The organism is Stieleria magnilauensis (assembly GCA_007753675.1).
Taxonomy (GTDB): domain Bacteria; phylum Planctomycetota; class Planctomycetia; order Pirellulales; family Pirellulaceae; genus Stieleria; species Stieleria magnilauensis.
On record CP036432.1, the window covers coordinates 9,852,594 to 9,871,961 of the forward strand.

Annotated in this window: 8 protein-coding genes; 4 read left to right on the forward strand and 4 right to left on the reverse strand. The window is 59.9% G+C overall.

Translation table 11 applies throughout. The features are described from left to right. Window positions 1–459 precede the first annotated feature (459 nt). Window positions 460–6,711 (forward strand): hypothetical protein, encoded by a 6,252-nt coding sequence (locus TBK1r_RS35250; RefSeq protein WP_145220604.1) that lies wholly within the window; start codon window positions 460–462, stop codon window positions 6,709–6,711. 838 nt (window positions 6,712–7,549) lie between these two features. Here TBK1r_RS35250 and TBK1r_RS35255 read toward each other — a convergent pair. From TBK1r_RS35255 to trpE, 4 genes are all read right to left on the reverse strand, one after another. Further along, complete coding sequence (locus tag TBK1r_RS35255; RefSeq protein ID WP_145220606.1) at window positions 7,550–10,018, reverse strand: PVC-type heme-binding CxxCH protein; 2,469 nt, start codon at window positions 10,016–10,018, stop codon at window positions 7,550–7,552. 181 nt (window positions 10,019–10,199) lie between these two features. Continuing rightward, on the reverse strand, window positions 10,200–10,925 hold the full coding sequence (gene deoC, locus TBK1r_RS35260; protein ID WP_145220608.1) for a deoxyribose-phosphate aldolase: 726 nt from the start codon (window positions 10,923–10,925) through the stop codon (window positions 10,200–10,202). 135 nt (window positions 10,926–11,060) lie between these two features. Continuing rightward, window positions 11,061–13,685: a serine/threonine-protein kinase gene (locus TBK1r_RS35265; protein ID WP_145220610.1), complete on the reverse strand. Its 2,625-nt coding sequence runs from the start codon at window positions 13,683–13,685 to the stop codon at window positions 11,061–11,063. Window positions 13,686–13,780: 95 nt separating this feature from the next. Further along, window positions 13,781–15,340: an anthranilate synthase component I gene (trpE, locus tag TBK1r_RS35270; protein WP_145220612.1), complete on the reverse strand. Its 1,560-nt coding sequence runs from the start codon at window positions 15,338–15,340 to the stop codon at window positions 13,781–13,783. A gap of 211 nt (window positions 15,341–15,551) precedes the next feature. Here trpE and TBK1r_RS35275 point away from each other — a divergent pair, with 211 nt between their 5' ends. From TBK1r_RS35275 to TBK1r_RS35285, 3 genes are all read left to right on the forward strand, one after another. Further along, a complete protein-coding gene (locus TBK1r_RS35275; protein WP_095738256.1) occupies window positions 15,552–16,079 on the forward strand; it encodes a UvrB/UvrC motif-containing protein in 528 nt (175 codons plus the stop codon). Continuing rightward, window positions 16,076–17,167, forward strand: coding sequence for a protein arginine kinase (locus tag TBK1r_RS35280; protein ID WP_372896529.1), 1,092 nt, complete (start codon window positions 16,076–16,078; stop codon window positions 17,165–17,167). The genes TBK1r_RS35275 and TBK1r_RS35280 overlap by 4 nt, the downstream gene beginning before the upstream one ends. Window positions 17,168–17,443: 276 nt before the next feature. Further along, window positions 17,444–19,153, forward strand: coding sequence for an IS1182 family transposase (locus TBK1r_RS35285; RefSeq protein WP_419580133.1), 1,710 nt, complete (start codon window positions 17,444–17,446; stop codon window positions 19,151–19,153). Window positions 19,154–19,368: the final 215 nt, after the last annotated feature.

Sequence of the window (19,368 nt, forward strand, 5' to 3'; positions counted from 1 at the left end):
TCTTCCTACCGCCAAAATCTTCCTACCTCTGCCCCCAGCCACCATTCCCCGTTCAGTCGTTGGGAGCCTGGGGACAAGGCCCGAAAGGCCCGGTTTGCAGCCATTTGTCACGCACAGCGTGACCTCCATCCGATTCAAAAGTCCCGGCGGGCATCCTGGCGAGCGACACGAGCGTCTCACAGCGTCGATTTCGCCGAAAATTCTTCGTTTCTCCTAAGAAATCGGCACGACCTTCGTCGTTCTCAGCGGCTACGTTAAACCGTCAGGCGTCCCCGTCGCCGCTCGTCTGCTTCTTGGTGTTCCGAATCGAGCTATCGGTCCCTCTCCATCACTTCCGGGTGATCTGTCATGCTGCCGCAAGATCCAAACCAACTTCCACGTCGCTCCGCCATCCTGCAAGGGCTCACCCTCTGTGTGGCCACCTGCCTGGTCTTGGCCGGACTAATCCCCACAAATGTTATGGCTGCACCGATCGGATTGATGGAACGATTTGCGCTGGCAGACGACCGCGAGGCGATTCTGGCGGAGTTGATCCCCGGCAGTGACGACTATTTCTTCTACCACTGCTTGCATTACCAAAACACGTCCCAGCTGGATCGTGCCGAGGCGATGTTGAAAGACTGGTCGGCCAGCCGCAAGGGATCGTTGACGGCATTGATGCATTCGATGACCGATCGTCAACGGCTGTTGACCTACGATCGATCGCCCAAACAGACGATCGATTACTTTGTCAATCGACTGGGCATTCAACTCAACCACGCGCCGCCGGCCAAAAAAGGCACCCGTCGTTACCCCAGCGAACTGGGCGGCAACTTCATCAATTCACAGCAACTGGTCAAAGACTCGTTGCGTGACAACGTGCCGCTGTCCCCGATCGGAATGCAGATCGCCGCGGATTGGTACCTGAACGGGAATGCGAACCAGACCCAAGTCTCGTTGCACGATTTTCTGAAGCGGGTCGACGGTTCGTACCTGAAGGGTCTGGACCAGCTTGTCATCGCAGAATTGAAATCACGCCCGGCACGGGACCAACGTTTCGGTGATTTATCGGCTCACCAGTTTCTGACCCTAGGCGAATTGGACAACGTCGGCCGCAGCGTCGCGGCGGTTACCGACGACAACGCCTTCGTCAACGCAAAACTGCGGATGCTGCGACCGAGTGCCGATGTCGACATCAGCCAACAACCCGATCAACGTCGCGACTATCTGGTGCGTTTGGAAGCCTACGTGCGAACGCTTCCCGCCTCGTACAACTCACTCAAGGCGTCGGCCACCTATCGCTTGCTGGAGGCCAACTTGGCGGCCGGGATCTGGGACGTCGATCTGTTTCTGCGTTATCTGCAACTGCCGCGTCAAAGTCCACTGATCAGCCCCGTGCTCGCCCGCGCCGGATCGCGAGCCAACTTGAACGAGGACTTTTCCCAGATCGCGATCCTGCCGCCGATCGGCAACGAACAGATGCTGGTGGAAACCTATCTCGAACATTTCCTCCGCGACGCGCAGGATACCAATGCGTTCGAGCGTTACCTGCAGCCTGATTTCCTGCGGCGCGTGTTTGCACGGACGAAATTGATGGCCGGCGTTGCCAACCCGCAACCGTTCTACGACATGTTGTCGGCCAGCGAACGTCGCGAACTGCGCGACAAAGTCCAACTCAGTTTCGCGCCGAACAACCCCATCCGCTACGACGATCGGCAACCCACCGAATTGCTCGTCGATGTCAAGAACATCGACAAACTGGTCGTCCGCATATACGAGATGAATTCGTTGGCGTTCCATCGCACCAACGACGGCCGCTTGGACACCGACGTCGAACTCGATGGCCTGATCGCGACGCACGAGAAGACGATCGAATACGACCGACCGGCGATTGAGCGGCATCGTGAAACGATCGCCATCCCCGAGGCGAGCGACCGTGGGGTCTGGATCATCGACTTGGTCGGTAAAGGGCTTCGCGCCCGCACGCTGATCCGCCGCGGTGACCTGCAAACGGTTCGCTCGAACAATGCCAACGGGATGCAGATCACGGTCTTGGATGAGAATCGCAACCCGTTGCCGACGGCAAAGATTTATGTGGGCAACCAGGAGTTTGCCGCCGACGAAAGCGGGCGTGTCAGCTTGCCGATGGTCAATCAGGCGGTCGACCGTAAGGTGATCGTCAGCGATGGCAAGATCGCCAAGTCGATCAAGATTCGACAGCCCGACGAAAACTACACGCTCAAAGCCGGTTTCTTTGTCGACCAAACGCTGCTTCAATCCGGGCGTACCGCGACCCTGCTGGTCCGTCCGCAATTGCGAGTGGGAACGACACCCGTCGACCCGGCGATCCTGAAAGAAGCGACGGTTCGGATCGTCGCCACGGATCTCGACGGCATCGAAACCAGCAAGCAATTCAGCGGGCTGGAACTGGATCAGTCAAAAGAAATGCAGCTCGATTTCCGCGTTCCCTCTCGGGTCGCCCGGATCGACTTTTACTTGTCCGGTCACGTGGTCGGCCTCTCGGACCGCCGACATCGAGAACTAAACGCCAGCCACTCCATCGAAATCGCCGGGATCCGCCGCACCACCCACACCGTCGATGCCTTCCTGACCCGCGACGGCGACAACTACGTGATCGAAACGCGCGGACGCAGCGGCGAAGCGATTGCCGGTGCGACGGTGCAACTTGAATTCGCCGTCGACATCGGCCAGGTCCGTCCCAGCGGATACCTGCAAAGCGATGACCGCGGACGGGTGCACCTGGGACAACTGGCTGGTGTGCGCCGCTTGTATTACGGGATCGCCAATCAGACCCAGCATCAGTTTGACCTGAAACTCAATCAACAAATCTGGCCCTCCGCGTTGCACCTGTCGACGGACGACGATTTGCGTCTGCCCTTGGTCGATGGCGCAACGGTCGACCAATTTCGCTTGCTGGCGACGCGTGACGGCCAGAACCACGTCGACCACTCGGACCACCTGCGACTGGAAAACGGTTTTCTGGTTGCCTCCGATCTGCCCGCGGGGGACCTTCGCCTGGTCGACCGTCGCAGCGGTGATCAAACTGAAATTGCCGTCGTCCAAGGTCCCGCCATCGATCAGATCCTGGTCGGACAGATCCGGCACCGCGAGCAGAGTGTTGCCGTCCCGATCTCGATCCGCGACATCGATCGCAACCCGGACGGCAGCGTAACGGTGCAGCTGGCCGGCAACACGAATTCGGCCCGGGTCCACGTCGTCGCATCACGCTACTTTGATCGCCATTCACCGCTGGATGTTTTCCATCTGGGGATGCCGTCGCTGCGCGGTCGACAATTGTCACTGGGGCGTTGCGGATACGTCAGCGATCTACGTTTGGGTGACGAATACGAGTACGTGTTGCGTCGGCAATACGCCGCCAAATACCCCGGCGTGATGCTGCCCCAACCGAGTATCCTACTGAACCCGTGGGAAACCGAAACGACGTCCAACGAGAGCCAAAGAGCGCGCGACGGAGAAGTCCCCCCGCCATCAGCTGCGGCGCCGCGGGAGAGCGGGGCCCTGGCAGCCGACAGCGCGTTCGAGCACGACGGTGGTGCGGCTGCCAGCCCTGATTTCGACTTTTTGTCCGACGCCGGCGTGCTGGCGGCTAACTTGATCGCGGATGCCGACGGCCGCGTCACCATCCCCGCGGACTTGATCGATGGCATGCCGATCGTTCAGGTGATCGTGGCCGATCCGGCGACCGTGTTGCGACGAACGCTGACGGCGCCATTGACCGATGCCGAAACGGAAGACCTGCGACTGGCCAACTCCCTGCCCCTGGACCAATCCCTGTCCTTCGAGCGGGCCGTTTCGATCGTCTCGGCCGCTGATCCGCTCGACCTCGCCCAGCTCGGTTCTGCCCAGGTTCAGGTCTACGGAAACGTCGATTCTTTGATGACAATTTATCGGACACTGATCGACGACGCGCGGCTGGACGAATTCCAAGTGCTCGGTCGTTGGCACACCCTGAGCACCGCCGAAAAACTCAAGCACTACTCTGAGCTTGCCTGCCACGAATTGCATCTGTTTCTGCGGATGCACGATCGCGAATTCTTCGATGCGGTGATCAAACCTTATTTGAGCAACAAGAAAGAAAAGCAATTCATTGACCATTGGTTGCTCGGCAACGATCTGTCCGAGTACGCGACGCTTTGGAAATACCAACGTCTCTCGGCCGCAGAACGCGCCCTGTTGGCCATCCGCGCCCCGGCGCTGCGTGCCTCCATCCGCCGCGATCTGTTTGAGACCACTGCGCTGTTGAAAGAGGACTACAGCGCCAGCCGAAAACTGATCGAAAGCGCCTTGCGATCCAGCCGCATGTCGGTCTCCGGCGAGATGGTCGAAATGGAAGCCATGTACGAATCGATGGACATGGCCGATGGGCTCTACATGGACATGGACATGTCGATGGGCATGTCGGGAGGCATGGGTGGTGGCGAGGCCAAAATGAAACTTGAACAGGAGGGACGTGCCAGCGTCGCCCGTCGGCTCGGCCGCATGCAGAAAGCCGTGCCGGGCACCGCAATGATGTTCGGGGGCCGCAGCCTGGGGCTCGAAGCTCAACGCGCGTTCTACCAAGAACTCGACAGCACCAAACAATGGGCCGAAAGCCACTTTGATCGAGTCCGTGTCGTCGGTGGTCCGTCACCGATCGAACTGATTCCGATCAACGCCTTCTGGAACGAGCTTGCCAACAACGAGTGGACCGACGAGGCCTCTGTCCCGAACGTCTCGAAACACTTGCTCGAATGTACCAACAATCGACACTCCGCGCTGATCGCCTTGGCGATGTGCGGGTTGCCACTGAAGTCCGGTGAAATCTCGTTGCCTTCCAAGCCAGAAACCGTCTATCGGCCGGAACATCCCGTCGCCCTGGTGACCAAACGCCTGCGAACGCTGAAGCCTGCCGACGCGGAGCCCGGCGTGCTGATCGGGCAACTGTTTCAGCAAGTCGACCAAAATCGCCGCGACGACGAAGAATTGCGAGAACCCGACCAGTTCGTCACCGGCGAAGCCTATCAGGGGCAAGTCGTGGTTTCCAACCCGACGGCGACCGAGAAGATCGTGGAGCTGTTTTGGCAGATCCCCGCCGGCAGCATCCCGCTGGCCGGCAGCCAAGTCACCGACAGCAAGACGATCAAGCTGGCACCGTTTGCCGTCTCGGCCATCGACTACAAGTTTTACTTCCCCGCCGCCGGCAAATTCGTCCACTATCCCGCGACCGTTTCCCAAGGCGAAACGCTGTTGGCCAGTGGCAAAGAAAAGACGTTCAACGTCGCCGAAGAATGGAACGATGACACGGTGACCTGGCAATCGATCGCCCGAGACGGCTCGGCAGCTGAAATTAAATCGTTCCTCGACCAAGCCAATCTGCATGAACTCGATTGGACACATGTGCTGCATCGGATGCGTGATCGCGATATCTACGAAACCGTCGTCGATGTGATGAAGCAAGCCCGATTGCCCGAGGCCGCGGTCTGGGCGTACGGTTTTCATCACGATGACGTGGATTCCATGCGTCGCTTTCTTTCGCTTCGCAACGACTTGATCGCACGCGTCGGCCCCTCGTTGGAGTCGACCCTGTTGACGATCGATTCGATCGAACAAGCCGCCTACGAACACTTGGAGTACGCGCCGCTGGTTCGCGCCCGAATCCATCGTTTGGGTGAAGTCGATGAGATTTTGAACCCGACCTTCCTAAACCACTACCAACAGTTCGTCCGTCGACTCGGTTTCCAAGCCGAAATCGCGGCCACCGAAAAGTTACCGTTGACGTACTACCTGTTGCTGCAGAACCGGATCGAAGAAGCGACGCAGTTCTTCGGCACGCTCAATCGCGAACAAGTCCCCAGTCAATTGCAACACGATTATTTGGCGGGCTACCTGGCACTTCATCAAGGCAACTATGAAGCGGCCTTGGAAATCGCTGGACGCTACGAATCCCATCCCGTTCCGCGTTGGAACGACCGCTTTGCCCAGATGGGACTGCACGTTCGCCAGCGTTTCGAACTGATGGACGCCGGGCAACTCGTTTCGGTCGGTGACCCGAAAGCGATCGATGATGCCGGAGTTTCACCCAAGGCTGCTGATCTGGCGATCGCCGACCGAGACCGGGCCAACAGCCAAGCGTCTGCGTCGGTCCCCGAAGTGATCGTCCGCGTCGAAGACGACACGGTGCGGATCGACCACCGTAATACCGACCAAGTCGACATCAACTTGTACGGCGTCGATTTGGAGCTGCTGTTCAGCAACGCCCCGTTCGCACGCGATGACCTGCAACGGATCGCGATGGTTCGGCCGACACGGGCCGACACCGTGACGATGAAATCCAAGACCGGCACGGCACGCTACCCGATCCCGGCCGATCTACGAAGCAAAACGCTGTTGGTCGAAGCCAACGTCGGGGCCTCGCGAAACACGTCGTTGTATTACGGGGGTGAGCTGACGACCTATGTCAGTGAAGGCTTCGGACAGCTGCAAACCACCGATGCCACCTCGCATCGCCCCGTCGCCGGTGCCTATGTGAAGGTCTACGCTCGCTATCCCGATGGCAGCGTCCGATTCTTCAAAGACGGCTACACCGACGGTCGCGGACGGTTTGACTACACCAGCATCAGTGCCGCCGATGCCAAAGGCGCCCAGCGGTACGCGATCCTGGTGCTCAGCGACGACAAAGGCGCCACCCTGCACGACGTCGCCGCACCGTAAGTGGTGGCGGCTCGCTGGTGTCCAGCCTTCAGGCGCATCCCACTCGCTGCGAGGGACGTCGATTGTATTACTGAGCGACTTTTGGGGCAGGCACCGCTCTGCGGTGCACACCGCAGAGCGGTGCCACAACGAAGCCCGGAGTCGCGAAGCGCACTCCGGGTGGGGGCGCAGAGGATAGGGGAACCCCAGCGGGGTTCAACAAACGGCGCGGCACAATCCGGGGTGCGCAAACGGCGGCGTGAATCAGGCGAACCGTGTTGCTCTGTTCAACCCCGTTGGGGTTGGCGGCCTGTAGGCGACAGGAACTTGGGGTGCGCGGTCGCGACCCCAAGCTTTGATGTGGCACGCCGCTGGCGTGCAGGCCGCAGGAGCGGTTGCCGCTCGCGAGTCGTTCCCACAACGCGGTACGCCGAGTCATTCGTCAGTAATACAATCGACGTCCCAAGCAGCGAAACGAGCGGCGAAAGCCTGCACACCAGCACTCGTTGGTGTTTAGCCTTTAGGCGATTCCTCACGCGCTGCGAAGCAGCAAGACGGGCGGCTAAAGCCTGCACACCAGCGCATGTTGGTGTCCAGCCTTCAGGCGCATCCCGCTCGCTGCGAAGCAGCGAAACGAGCGGCTAAAGCCTGCACACCAGCGCATGTTGGTGTCCAGCCTTCAGGCGCATCCCGCTCGCTGCGAAGCAGCGAAACGAGCGGCTAAAGCCTGCACACCAGCACTCGTTGGTGTCCAGCCTTTAGGCGCATCCCACTCGCTGCGAAGCAGCGAAACGGGCGGCTAAAGCCTGCACACCAGCGTTCTCTGGTACCCGGCCTTCAGACGCATCCCGCACAATGCTCACTCGCCGATCAAAAACGCGATCAAATCGCGGAGTTCGCCGAGGCTCATCGTGCCCTCCAATCCGGTCGGCATGATCGATTGATCGACCGGTTCTTGCTGCTGAACCTCGGCCAGGGGCACTTCAAAAACCTCTCCGTCGGCACCTTGAAACCGCATGCTATTGCCGGCTCCGGCACGATCCAATTTCAACCCTGTCAACACGTTCCCATCGGTCGTCAAGATCTTCCAGGGCACATACAGCGGCCCGACTTCTTTGCTGGGATGCAGGATGGAATCCAACACGCGTTTTTTCGTCAAGTTGCCCGATAACGTGGTCAAGTCGGGCCCGGTCTGGGCACCGCGCCCACTGTGCCGATGACAGTTCACGCACGTGGTGCGAAAAAAGACGCGACGTCCCGCATCGACATCGCCTGGGTCGGCGATCAACGTCATCCACGCCTCCACGTCATCTTTGTCCGGACGTGATTCGTCGGCCCCCCAATTCCGCTTCTGCATGCGCCGTGCCTCCACCCGCAACGTGTCGGGCTGTTTGGGCAGCGAAGCACGATTGATCAGCGTGGCGTACGCATCGGCGTTGCGTGACAACCCCGCCAACGCGTCGGCTCTGGTTTGCAAGTCGAATCGTTCGTCAGCGGCAATCGCGGCGAGTTGATCCAATGCTGCCTTGCCACCGCGGGCGGCTAACAGGCCGACGACTTCCTTGGCAAAATCACGGTCGGGCTGATCGTCGAGCCATTGGCGAAGCTGTTGGTCGGTCGGCGTCTCGGAGAGTTCGGGGATGCGCCGGATCGCCATCGCGCGTAACTTGGGCGACGCGGCTGAATTGCCGGCAAATTCGATCAACAGTTTTTCGATCGCCGGATCACGACTTCGTCCCGACGCCGAACCGGTTTCCAAATACGCAATTGATGCGATCACGGCTGAAAACAGACGCGGCGAGATCTCGGGGCGTTGCAGCAAACCTTTGATCGCCGCAAGTTGATCCTTGCAGTCGCGTTCGGTTGCCCAGCGAATCGCCGCCAACCGCACGGCTTCGGACTGATCCCCCAATCCCCACTCAATCAGAACGCGACGTTCATCAGCGGACAGACAGCTCGGGTCGACCATTTCCTTCCAGCGCCACGCGGTCAGCAACCCGACACGCTGGTCGGCGGTCGTCGCCTGCTCACGTCCCAGCGACATCAATTGGTCCGTTTGCACCAGCCCGAACGTGGCAGCCTGACGGACAAACGGATCGGTGCTGTCGAGCCCCTGCAATCTGCGATCGATTGCGAGCGAGCCGTCTTCACGTAATACGTTGGCGTGTTTCTCGGGGGCGGTCAGTGCAGGCACGTCGTCGTCGGTCGCGCTTGCTTCGGCCGTTTTCTGGACCACCCGCCACAAACGTCCTTTTCGGTGAACCGGATAACTTCGATCCACCCAGTCGGTCACGTAGACTGCGCCGTCAGCGGCGACCGCCATCGCGACCGGACGAAAATTGGCATCCCCTTGGACGACCGTCTCGACGGTGGTCCCCCACGTCGCACCGCGTTGGACCAGGCTGTGGCGTTCGATGCGATTGTCGCCCCAACTGGTCACCCACAGGTGTTGCCCGTGCACGGCGACGGCACACGCGGCCTCACCGGTCCCGGCCGTCATCGGCAAGGTGCCTGGAAATTCACCGTCCCAGGCCTGCAGCGGATGAACGCCGGCTCGGCCAAATCGAAACTGAAATCCATAATCACCGCCGGGGACGATGTGCATCAAACGATTCGGCGGCATCGCGTCGGGATCGTTTCCGACGCCCCAAAGTCGCCGTGCGGAATCGAAGCACAAACCGAAGGGATTCCAGAATCCGGTAGCCACACGCTGAACATCGCTGCCGTCCGTCTTGCAACGGAACACGTTACCGCCTTCCCCGCCGCCGATCTGTTTGGATCCGTCCGTTCCGACCAACTCATAGGGCTCGCCAAAATTTTCACCTTGCCCGACGTACAGCCAACCGTCCGGCCCCAGCGTCAATCCGGCCAGTCCGTTGTGGGGATACACCGCGGCGGTGTTGTGGGACAACAAGACGGTGCGTTCATCGGCCACCTTGTCCCCATCGGTATCCCGCAGCCGCACGACGTCGCTCCGCGTCGCAACGGCAAACGATCCGTCGCCCAGGTTGACGATGTTCATCGTCGCGATCCCACCTTCGTAGAACAGCGATTGTCGATCCAGCACCCCATCGCCATCACTGTCATCAAACCGGTAGATGCGATCGGTTTTGGGACCGACGTAATCGTCCGGCGGAAAGTGCGTGTGACACTCGATCACCAGCAGCGAGCCGTCGTCATCGAAGCAACAACCGGTCGGAGTCACCAGATCCGGTTCGGACGCGATCAGTTCAATCTGCAGATCGGGATCCAGCAACCGCGGCGGCTCGACGGCAGCGGCAACGGAAACGGTGAAGCAGGCGAGAAGCAGTGCAAAGCAGCGGTACATAAGATTGCGAGGGCTGGACGAATGCGGCGGGATCAACGACCGCCCTATTCTATCAGCCGGTTCTCGCCGGAGCGCATCCGGCTGGAGACTCGCTTCACCGGGAGGGCCTGCATCTCCATAGCCCGGGGCTAGCGAACCGAGCCTTTGCGATGGTTCCGCCGCCCCAGGATCCTCTTGGCTGCTAATATCCCGAGTTGTCCGACGCGGTGGCTTCGATCTCGGGCAAGCCCAATCGCTTGCGGGCTTCACCGAGGATTTCGGCGGTTCGGCTGGCACCACAACGCGTCACCCCGATTGCGCGGACGGCCAGCAGGGTATCCAGATCACGGACGCCACCGGCCGCTTTGACTTGCACCTGGTCGCCGGAATGCTCGCGCATCAGTTTCAAGTCCTCTTGCGTCGCGCCGCCGCTGCCGTAACCGGTGGATGTCTTGACCCAGTCGGCGTTCACCTCGGTGCAAATTTCACACAGGCGGATTTTTTGCTCGTCGTTGAGATAAGAGTTTTCGAAGATCACCTTCACCTTCTGTCCGGCGGCGTGCGCGATCTCCACGATCTCGGCAATCTCGTTTCGCACGTAGTCCCAATCACCGCTGAGGACCTTGGAAATATTGACCACCATGTCCAATTCTTCGCAGCCATCGGCGATGGCTTGTTCCGCTTCGGCACGCTTGATCGGCGTCGTGTGTCCGCCGTGGGGAAACCCGATTGTCGTCGACGCCTTGACCGTGCTGCAGGCCAGCCGTTCGGCACAGGTCTTCATGTAGTACGGCATGATACAGACACTTGCGACATCATAGGCGAGCGCCAGCCGGATGCCGGCTTCCAAGTCATCGGTGGTGAGCGTGGGATTGAGCAACGAATGGTCAATCATTTTGGCAACGTCTTGGTATTCAAATTCTGCCATCTGCAATTCTCCGCGGAGTGAGAGTGGTTTGAGTGGATTTCGATGAACATAATGAATTTACGTTCCGCCACGTAGGGCATGCTGTGCATGCCGACGGCTGACCGACAGCACCCAGCCCATCCGGCGACATCCGGCCTACGACTTCGACTCGCCGTACAACACTCCGGGCAAATAGATCACCAGCCCGACCGCCGCGGCCACCATCCATGCGGGCGCCGGACCGACACCCGGCAGCCCCAGTTTGGCACCGAACAAAATCACAATCGTCGCGGCAACCGCAAACGGCGTCATCCTCCATCCGGACACAAACGCCGACAGGCACAGCAACATCCCCGCGATGCCGACCGACCACAGGCTGACGGTGATTCCCAGTGCGTCGGTCGTCGCATCGAGCGGAAGGGTTTCCCCATCCAATTGTCCGCGTCCCACGGTTTGGGCCACTTCCGAAGCTAAGCCTTCTTCGCTCTGCGCGGCGAAGGCAAACACCGCCAGCAATAAACATCCGACCAGTAAACGCGAGACACCGGAGAACGCGAACTTCAGTGCCGCGAATCGATCACGCGGGCGTTTGTACCGGCCGCTGCGGGCGTCGGCCAACATCGCTTTGATCCGTTTCCGTTTGGCTTCGGCGATCACCTTTTCATCCTTGCCAAACGACTCCGCCGCTTGCCGCGCCGATTCCATGATCGCCGACGCCATTTCCCAACCCTGCTCACGAGCTTCGGCGGCACTGACGCCTTGGCTGATCAGTGACCGCTGTTCCAGCTCGGCCAGTTTACGGCGGTCGACCGCCTCACGCCTGGCATCGATCTTGCGATCCAGGGCGGCACACAACCGGTCGCGTAGCGATCCTTCGCCGACCGGTCCGGTGAACGAGACGTCGGGTGACAACCGTCGACGTTTCTCCACCAACGCGTCGTAACCGAACAGCGCCTCATAGATGGCTTGCCAGCCCTTGCCCGCATACCGTGCCAGGAAATCGCGTAAGCCTTCTTCATCGGCGCCTTCGATTCGCAAGTCGCGGACAAACCGCCGGGCATCGTCGAGTGGTGGCTGGCCTGATTTTGCCGCCGTCACGGTCACGGCAAAGTGATAGCCGGTTCCTACCGCCGCCCCGAGCACGACTCCCAACAAGGCACCAATCCACAAACCGCTCACCAGCACGACCGCGAGCGCGACGAGTGACGCCAACGAAGCGGCGCCGATCTCGATCCACGAAAGCGATCCGACCCAACGCCGCACGTGATTCGCAATCGCAACCTGCCCCATCGTCGTCGCCAACACGATCGCCACGATGCAAGCGGTCGCCAGCAACATCGGCCCCAACAGAATCGCCCGCCAGTACCAGAACGGCAAAACGATGGTCAGCAAGATCGAGACCGCTGCCAGGGCGACGAACAGCTTTCCAGAAAGCTGTTTGACGACCTGCGTTTTTGCGTAGGCCGCGGCGATCGACTCCCAACGATCGGCCTGGTCGCTCGAGGGCGAAAACCCCATCAACGACTCGATGCCCAAGAACGATTGCAACGCATCGATCATCTCCGCCAGTGATCCGTATCGATCGCTCGGTCGCTTGGCCATTGCTTTGGCAACGATCTGACAGAGCGGTTCGGGAACGCGGCTGTTGATTTCGGCCAGATCCGGTAACGGGGATCGCGCATGCTGCTCGATCACTTCAGAGACCTGTGTTCCCGAGTAAGGCGAACGGCCGGCCAAGAGATAAAACAGGCTGCACCCGAGCGAGTAGATGTCGGCGCGATGATCGACCGCCGTCGCATCGGCACCTTGTTCAGGCGCCATGTAAGCCGGCGTTCCGATCGCGGTGCCTTGCATTGTTACTTGCGTGCCACTTTGCAGACCGCTGTAGGAGAGGCCTTCATCAGACGATTCAGGTTCGATCTGGTCGGGGACTTTGACCAGTCCTAGATCGGCAACCTTGACGACGCCGTCGTCGCTGAGCAATAGATTGGCCGGTTTGACATCGCGATGCACCATCCCGCTTCGATGGGCGAACTGCAATCCCCGCGCGGCCTGCAAGATGTAGGTCGCCGCCCGTTTCGGTTCCAAGCTTCCCTTGTCGCGAACCAGATCGCCGAGCGATCCGCCACGAATCCATTCCATCGAAAAAAACAGCTGCCCGTCGTCTTCACCGAAATCATAGATCTGGACGACGTTGTGATGCGACAGCTGAGCCGCCGCGTAGGCTTCGCGGGTGAAGCGTGCCAGCGACGCCGGGTTCTCGGCCAGCCGGGTGCGAATGGTTTTCAGTGCGACGTCACGATCGAGCGACACCTGTTTGGCTTGATAGACCGCGCCCATCGCCCCGCGGCCGAGCAGGCGAACGATTCGATAGCCGCCCAGTCGCGATGGCCCTGCGTTGACTGCCTCGTCGCTGCCGTCATCGGAACGGTCCTCGACGGCGTCACCATCCGGGTCGGAAGTCGCGGCGGGGCGATTTCCCGACCCGGCGGAAACGTTCGGCGGCGGAGAAGACTTCCGTGACGACGCCGCGGGACTGCTGTCCTGGTCCAAGGTCTGATCCACGGTTTGCTCGACCGCAGCCTTGGTCCGCGTGGCCGCGCCGGAGGGCGGCCGGGTCGCCTGTTTCGCTTTGCCGACCCGCACCCGAGGCGGATCATCGTCACTGACCTGGATCAGAAAGGTCGCCGCGCACTTCTTGCACGTCGGCTGGTAGCGGCCCGGCTTGGGATCTCCCAGCTGCAGCCTTGCAGAACAGTGTGGGCATTCGATCTGGATCAAGGACAAACGACGACGTTGGAGTGGTTCGGGAAAAACAGCTCCCAACCATCATAGCTGATCCCAACGCGAAAGCCGGGATCACTGCCCCGCCGAAGTCACTGCCCCGCCCGCAGACGCTGCACCGTCAATTCGATGGCCGTGATCAGCGCCCGCGCCTTGTTGATCGTTTCCTCGTACTCGGCATCGGGATCGCTGTCGGCAACGACGCCGCACCCGGCTTGCACGTACACCGTCTCGTCTTTGACGACCATGGTTCGCAGGGCGATACAGGTATCCATGTTGCCTCGATAGTCGATCCAGCCGACGGCGCCGCCGTAGGGGCCGCGGCGATGCGGTTCGATCGAATCGATGACTTCCATCGCGCGGACCTTGGGGGCACCCGAGACCGTGCCGGCCGGCAGTGCGGCCTTGAGTGCGTCAAAGGCGTCCAACCCTTCACGCAGCTTTCCTTGAACCTCGCTGCTGATGTGCATCACGTGGCTGTAGCGTTCGACGACCATCACTTCGGTCAATTCAATGCTGCCGAACTGGGCCACGCGGCCGACGTCGTTGCGTCCCAGGTCGACCAACATCACATGTTCGGCGCGTTCCTTGGGATCGGCCAGCAATTCCTGCTCGAGCGCCTTGTCCTCTTTTTCGGTCTGTCCCCGTTTGCGGGTACCCGCCAACGGCCGGACGGTGACGATCGAATCTTCGACACGGCACATGATTTCCGGCGAACACCCCACCAGAACGGTCTCGGGGGTCCGCAGGTAAAACATGAACGGGCTGGGATTGACGACCCGCAACGAACGATAGATCTCCAGCGGATCGACGTCGGTTTTCACGGCCATCCGCTGGCTGGGGACGACTTGAAAGATATCGCCGGCACGAATGTATTCGACGCACTCGCGGACCGCCTGACCGAACGATTCACGGGTGAAGTTGGACGAGATTTCCAACGGCTCATTTTGAGCCGCTTCGCGCCAAACCGTCTCGTCCCAGGCGGCGGTCCGAATCTCCCGCCCCCCCGTGGTCTCGGACAGTTTTTCGATCGTGTCGTCGACGTCCGAGGCCGCTTTGGCGAAGGCTCCCGCGGCGTCGTCACAGTTTTTGACCTCACGACAATCGGCCAAGGAAACGACCGTGACCGTTTTGTCGACGTGATCAAAGACGCACAGCGTGTGGTAGAACGCGAAATCCAAATCGGGCAAGCCGCGATCATCCGTGGGCGCGTTGGGCAGGTGTTCCACGTAACGCACCACGTCATACCCCGCATAGCCGATCGCGCCACCGACAAAAGGTGGCAGTTCGTCGATCTCGGCAACCGATTTTTGAAAGTGCACTCGGAAGGCGTTCAGCGGGTCGGGATCGGTGAAGGTTTCCGTCTCCCGCTGACCGGTCAAATCGGTCACGGTGACCTGGTTTCGCGTGGCCGAGAAACGCAGCGAGGGCTCGGCGGCCAAAAAGCTGTAGCGGCCCACTTTTTCGCCGCCGATAACGCTTTCGAACAAACAGGCGCCGCCGGCCGCCACGGACGTGCCGTCGGCGGATCGATCCAGCCGCCCGAAGGCTGTCACCGGCGTCAACGCATCACTCAATAAGCGGCGATACACCGGGACAAAGTCGTGCTCGATGGCCAGGGCTGCAAATTCGTCGGGGGTGGGGTGGTGCATGGACGGAGCGAATTTCATGAATGGACGAGAGCGGTTGCCGTTAGTGTCGTCACCGAAACGCCAGTCGTGTAGGGGACCGGGTTGGTTTTGCCTCTCACGAGCGATAGAATCGATCAAGCAGCCCGCCGTCGCTACCCGTGTCGGCTCGCCGTCACACCCTGCATGTCTTCTTTTTTCCGGCCCGGTCCTCCCATCACAACTCGGATTGATCATGAAGTGCCAATTCTGTGAAAAACCGGCCACCTTCCACATCACCGAATTGACCGAACCGGTTGGCCCGCAGGTCATGCACTTGTGCGAAGAGCATGCCAAGGGGTTCCTCAACAAGGAAGCCAGCCCGCCGATGACCGCGATCGCGTCGGCCCTGGCCAAACAACTCGGTCAATCCGGCGACGTGCTCGAAGAGCTGGATCAGAAGGAGTGTCCCGTTTGTGGCATCAGCTTTTTCGAATTTCGCAACAGCGGCCGACTCGGTTGCCCCTACGATTACACCCACTTCGAATCCGATTTGCGCCCGCTGCTGGTCAATGTCCACGACAAGACCGAACATGTGGGCAAAAAACCCACCCGCTCGGCGGGAACGGCCGACTCGTTGGCAAAAATGATCGGACTGCGGCGCGAAATGGAAGAAGCCATTGAACGCGAAGACTATGAGCGGGCATCGGAAATCCGCGACGAAATCAAAGCGATGGAAGACCCGATCGCCCCACCATCGACCCCCTCGGATACCCAATCGTGAAACGTGACGCGGACTTTGACGAACTGGCCCGGTACAGCGGCGAATGGATGCGTGGTGAAGGGCCAGAATCGGATATCGTGATCAGCACCCGGATTCGATTGGCTCGCAACCTGGCCGATTTTCCATTCATCCGTCGTTGTAGCGACGAAGATCGATTGAGCATCGAACGGACCGTCCGTGCCCGCATGGAAAGTCTGACCGACAGCCATTGGAAATCCGCCCACTACGTCGACCTGGAACCGCTCTCGGAAATCGATCGTCAACTGCTGGTCGAACGGCAACTGATCAGCCGCGAAATCGCCGAGTCCGACGGGTCGCGGGCCGTCGCCTTTGATGCGACCGAAGGCTACAGCGTGATGGTCAACGAAGAAGACCACTTGCGTATCCAAGTCATGAAAAGTGGCTTGGACATCAAAAACACCTGGGAGCAGGTCAACCGCATCGATGACATGCTCGAAGAAGTCATCTTGTACGCGTTCCATCCACGCTACGGTTACCTGACCGCCTGCCCGACCAACGTCGGCACGGGATTGCGAGTCAGCGTGATGTTGCACCTGCCGGCACTGGTCATCACCGAACAGATGGACCGTGTCTTCCGCAGCATGCAACGGATCAACGTCACCGTCCGCGGTCTCTACGGGGAAGGATCCCAGTACACCGGTGACTTCTACCAAGTCAGCAACCAAGTCACGCTCGGCCACAGCGAAGCCGACTTGCTGGCCTTGGTCGGAGACGAGGTCGCACCGCGGATCATCGAATATGAACGCAAGGCGCGTCAGGCGTTGCTGAAGAACAACCGCGATGACTTGCACGACGAAGTCAGCCGGGCGATGGGCATCCTGAGCACGGCGCGCAAGATCAGCAGTGAAGAAACGATGCATCACCTGTCCAAGATCCGACTCGGGATCAGCATGGGGCTGATCGAACAGCCGGACGTCAAGGTCATCAATCAGCTGTTTTTGCAAACTCAATCGGCGCACCTGCAAAAATTGCAAGGCCGCGCCCTCGGCACCGCCGAACGTCACGCCCGCCGCGCCAGTTTCCTGCAACACCACCTGGCCGGCAAAGACGACGCCACCTGGAATTAGCCGCGGGTGGACCAGTAGGGCATGCTGTGCATGCCGTCTGGCTATCGCTCATGCATGCCCCCGAACAGCAACGCTGTGAAGCGCTTTTTAGCGGTAGGGCGCGAGCCCTCCGATCCGTCAGCGCGTATTCTAGCGCCGACACCGGACGGCTCGCGGCCTGTCGGTTTAGTGTATCCACAAAACGAGGGGAGGTGGCTTAGTAGGCATCGTCACGATGTTTGCTATTCTTGGCGGATCGTCGTCGCGATTCACTTCTCACGCAGGGAGGCTTGCCCAGTGAGCCAGAGACAACCCAAGACCAGCTATTGGCAGGAAGCTCCTACACCACGCGGGCAACTGGTCCTCATTCCCACCGCCCTGGAGGAACTCATCCCTCAGGATCATCCCGTTCGCTTGGTCGACGAGATTCTCGATCAGATGGACTGGACTGATTGGGAGGCGGCCTACAACGGCGGATTCGGTCAGCCGCCGATCCATCCCAGCGTAATGGCAAAGATCCTGCTGTTTGCCATGATTCGGCGAATCCGATCCAGCCGGAACATTGAATACGAACTCAAGCATTCGATCGATTTTATCTGGCTTAGCAGCGGTCGCCGCATCGATCACAGCACGATCAGCGACTTCCGCCGAAACAATAGTGATGCAGTCAAAGGCATCTTCAAACAAATGGTCAAGCTGGCGATCAACCTGGGGATCGCCAATCTCTCGGAACTGTGCATCGACGGCACACGCATCCTGGCTGACGCCAACAAATACAAGACTTGGACGGCCAAACGATTAGCCAAAGCACTCGAAGAACTTGACGCGCAAATTGATGAGGCCCTGGAAACCTTCGAAGTCAACGACGCATGCGACGAAGATCTCATCGGCCAGGACGTTTCGGCGGACCGCCTCCCCGCCGCCGTCGCCAACTTGAAGTCACGCCGCTCACAACTGGCCGCTCATCTGGAGACGGTCAATGCGATGGACGAAGTCCGCAGGAAAAATGGGACGAAGGGCCCCGCCCAGTTACCCAAGACTGACACGGACAGTCGCATTCTTCCCAATAAGGAGGGTGGTTACGCAGCCAACTTTACTCCGATGGCGACGACCGAAACGCAGAGCGGCCTGATCGTTGCGGCGGACGTCTTGATCGGCAACGTCGAACACCACGAATTTGCCACCATCGTCGACTGTGTGGCCAACGACTTTGGAATTGACATTAAGCGAGTCATGGCTGACTCGGCTTACACGACGGGCAAAAACCTCACTGCGGCTGAGGAAAAACAGATCGAACTGATTGGCCCGCTTGCCGAAACCAATCGCGAGAACAACCCTGCCGAGCGTTCGGATTTGACTGAGCCCGTTGCCGCCGATCAGATTGATCAGTTGCCGGTTAATCCACAAACCAAACGATTTGACAAAGCAGCGTTTGTGTACGACGAAGCGAACGACTGCTATTACTGCCCGGCAGGCAAAGTGCTTTCACATCGGACGACCGAGAACACGACGCATGGCGACGGCTCTCCGGTGCAGCGAAAGGTTTACACCTGTTTTGAATGCGAGGGCTGCACGCTGGCTGGGCGTTGTCGCAAGAACGTGAAGCCAAAAGACGAGGCAAGCAGCAGCGAGGCATCGTCCCAGGAGTCCAGCGAAGCGACCTCGTCGGACAAGCGAGCGGGCAAGCGACGTGGTCGCAAGCCTGGCCCGCCACGTGGTCGCGAGACGATGCATGATGAGCATGAAGGAGCGCGACGTCGGCAGCGTGCGCGAATGGAAACGCCTGCAGCCAAAGAGGCTTACTCTCGTCGTCAGCATTTCGGTGAAACGCCTTTCGCCGTGATCAAGAGCACGCTTGATATGCGGCGATTCCTGCTTCGAGGTATCGCAGGTGTGAATCAAGAATGGCGCTGGGCGGCGACCGGATTCAATCTGAAGAAAATCATGAGTTACTTGGCGAAGCTGCGCGCCGCCGCGGCGACACAATCGCTCGGAACAGCAAACTAGGGGAGATAGGGGGCATTTCGAACGAAATCCGCCACAAGCGAACGCCACGATCCCGTCAACACGCTTACCAACGACTCTGGATGCCCCGCATAGCACCATAAAAGCCTCGTCCGGAACCAAAATCGAATCAACCGTCCCCAGGAACTAAATCGACAGGCCGCTCGCGCCGTTCCGCTAACACGTTCGGTTCTTTGTTTGCGGCACATCGCGAGCGT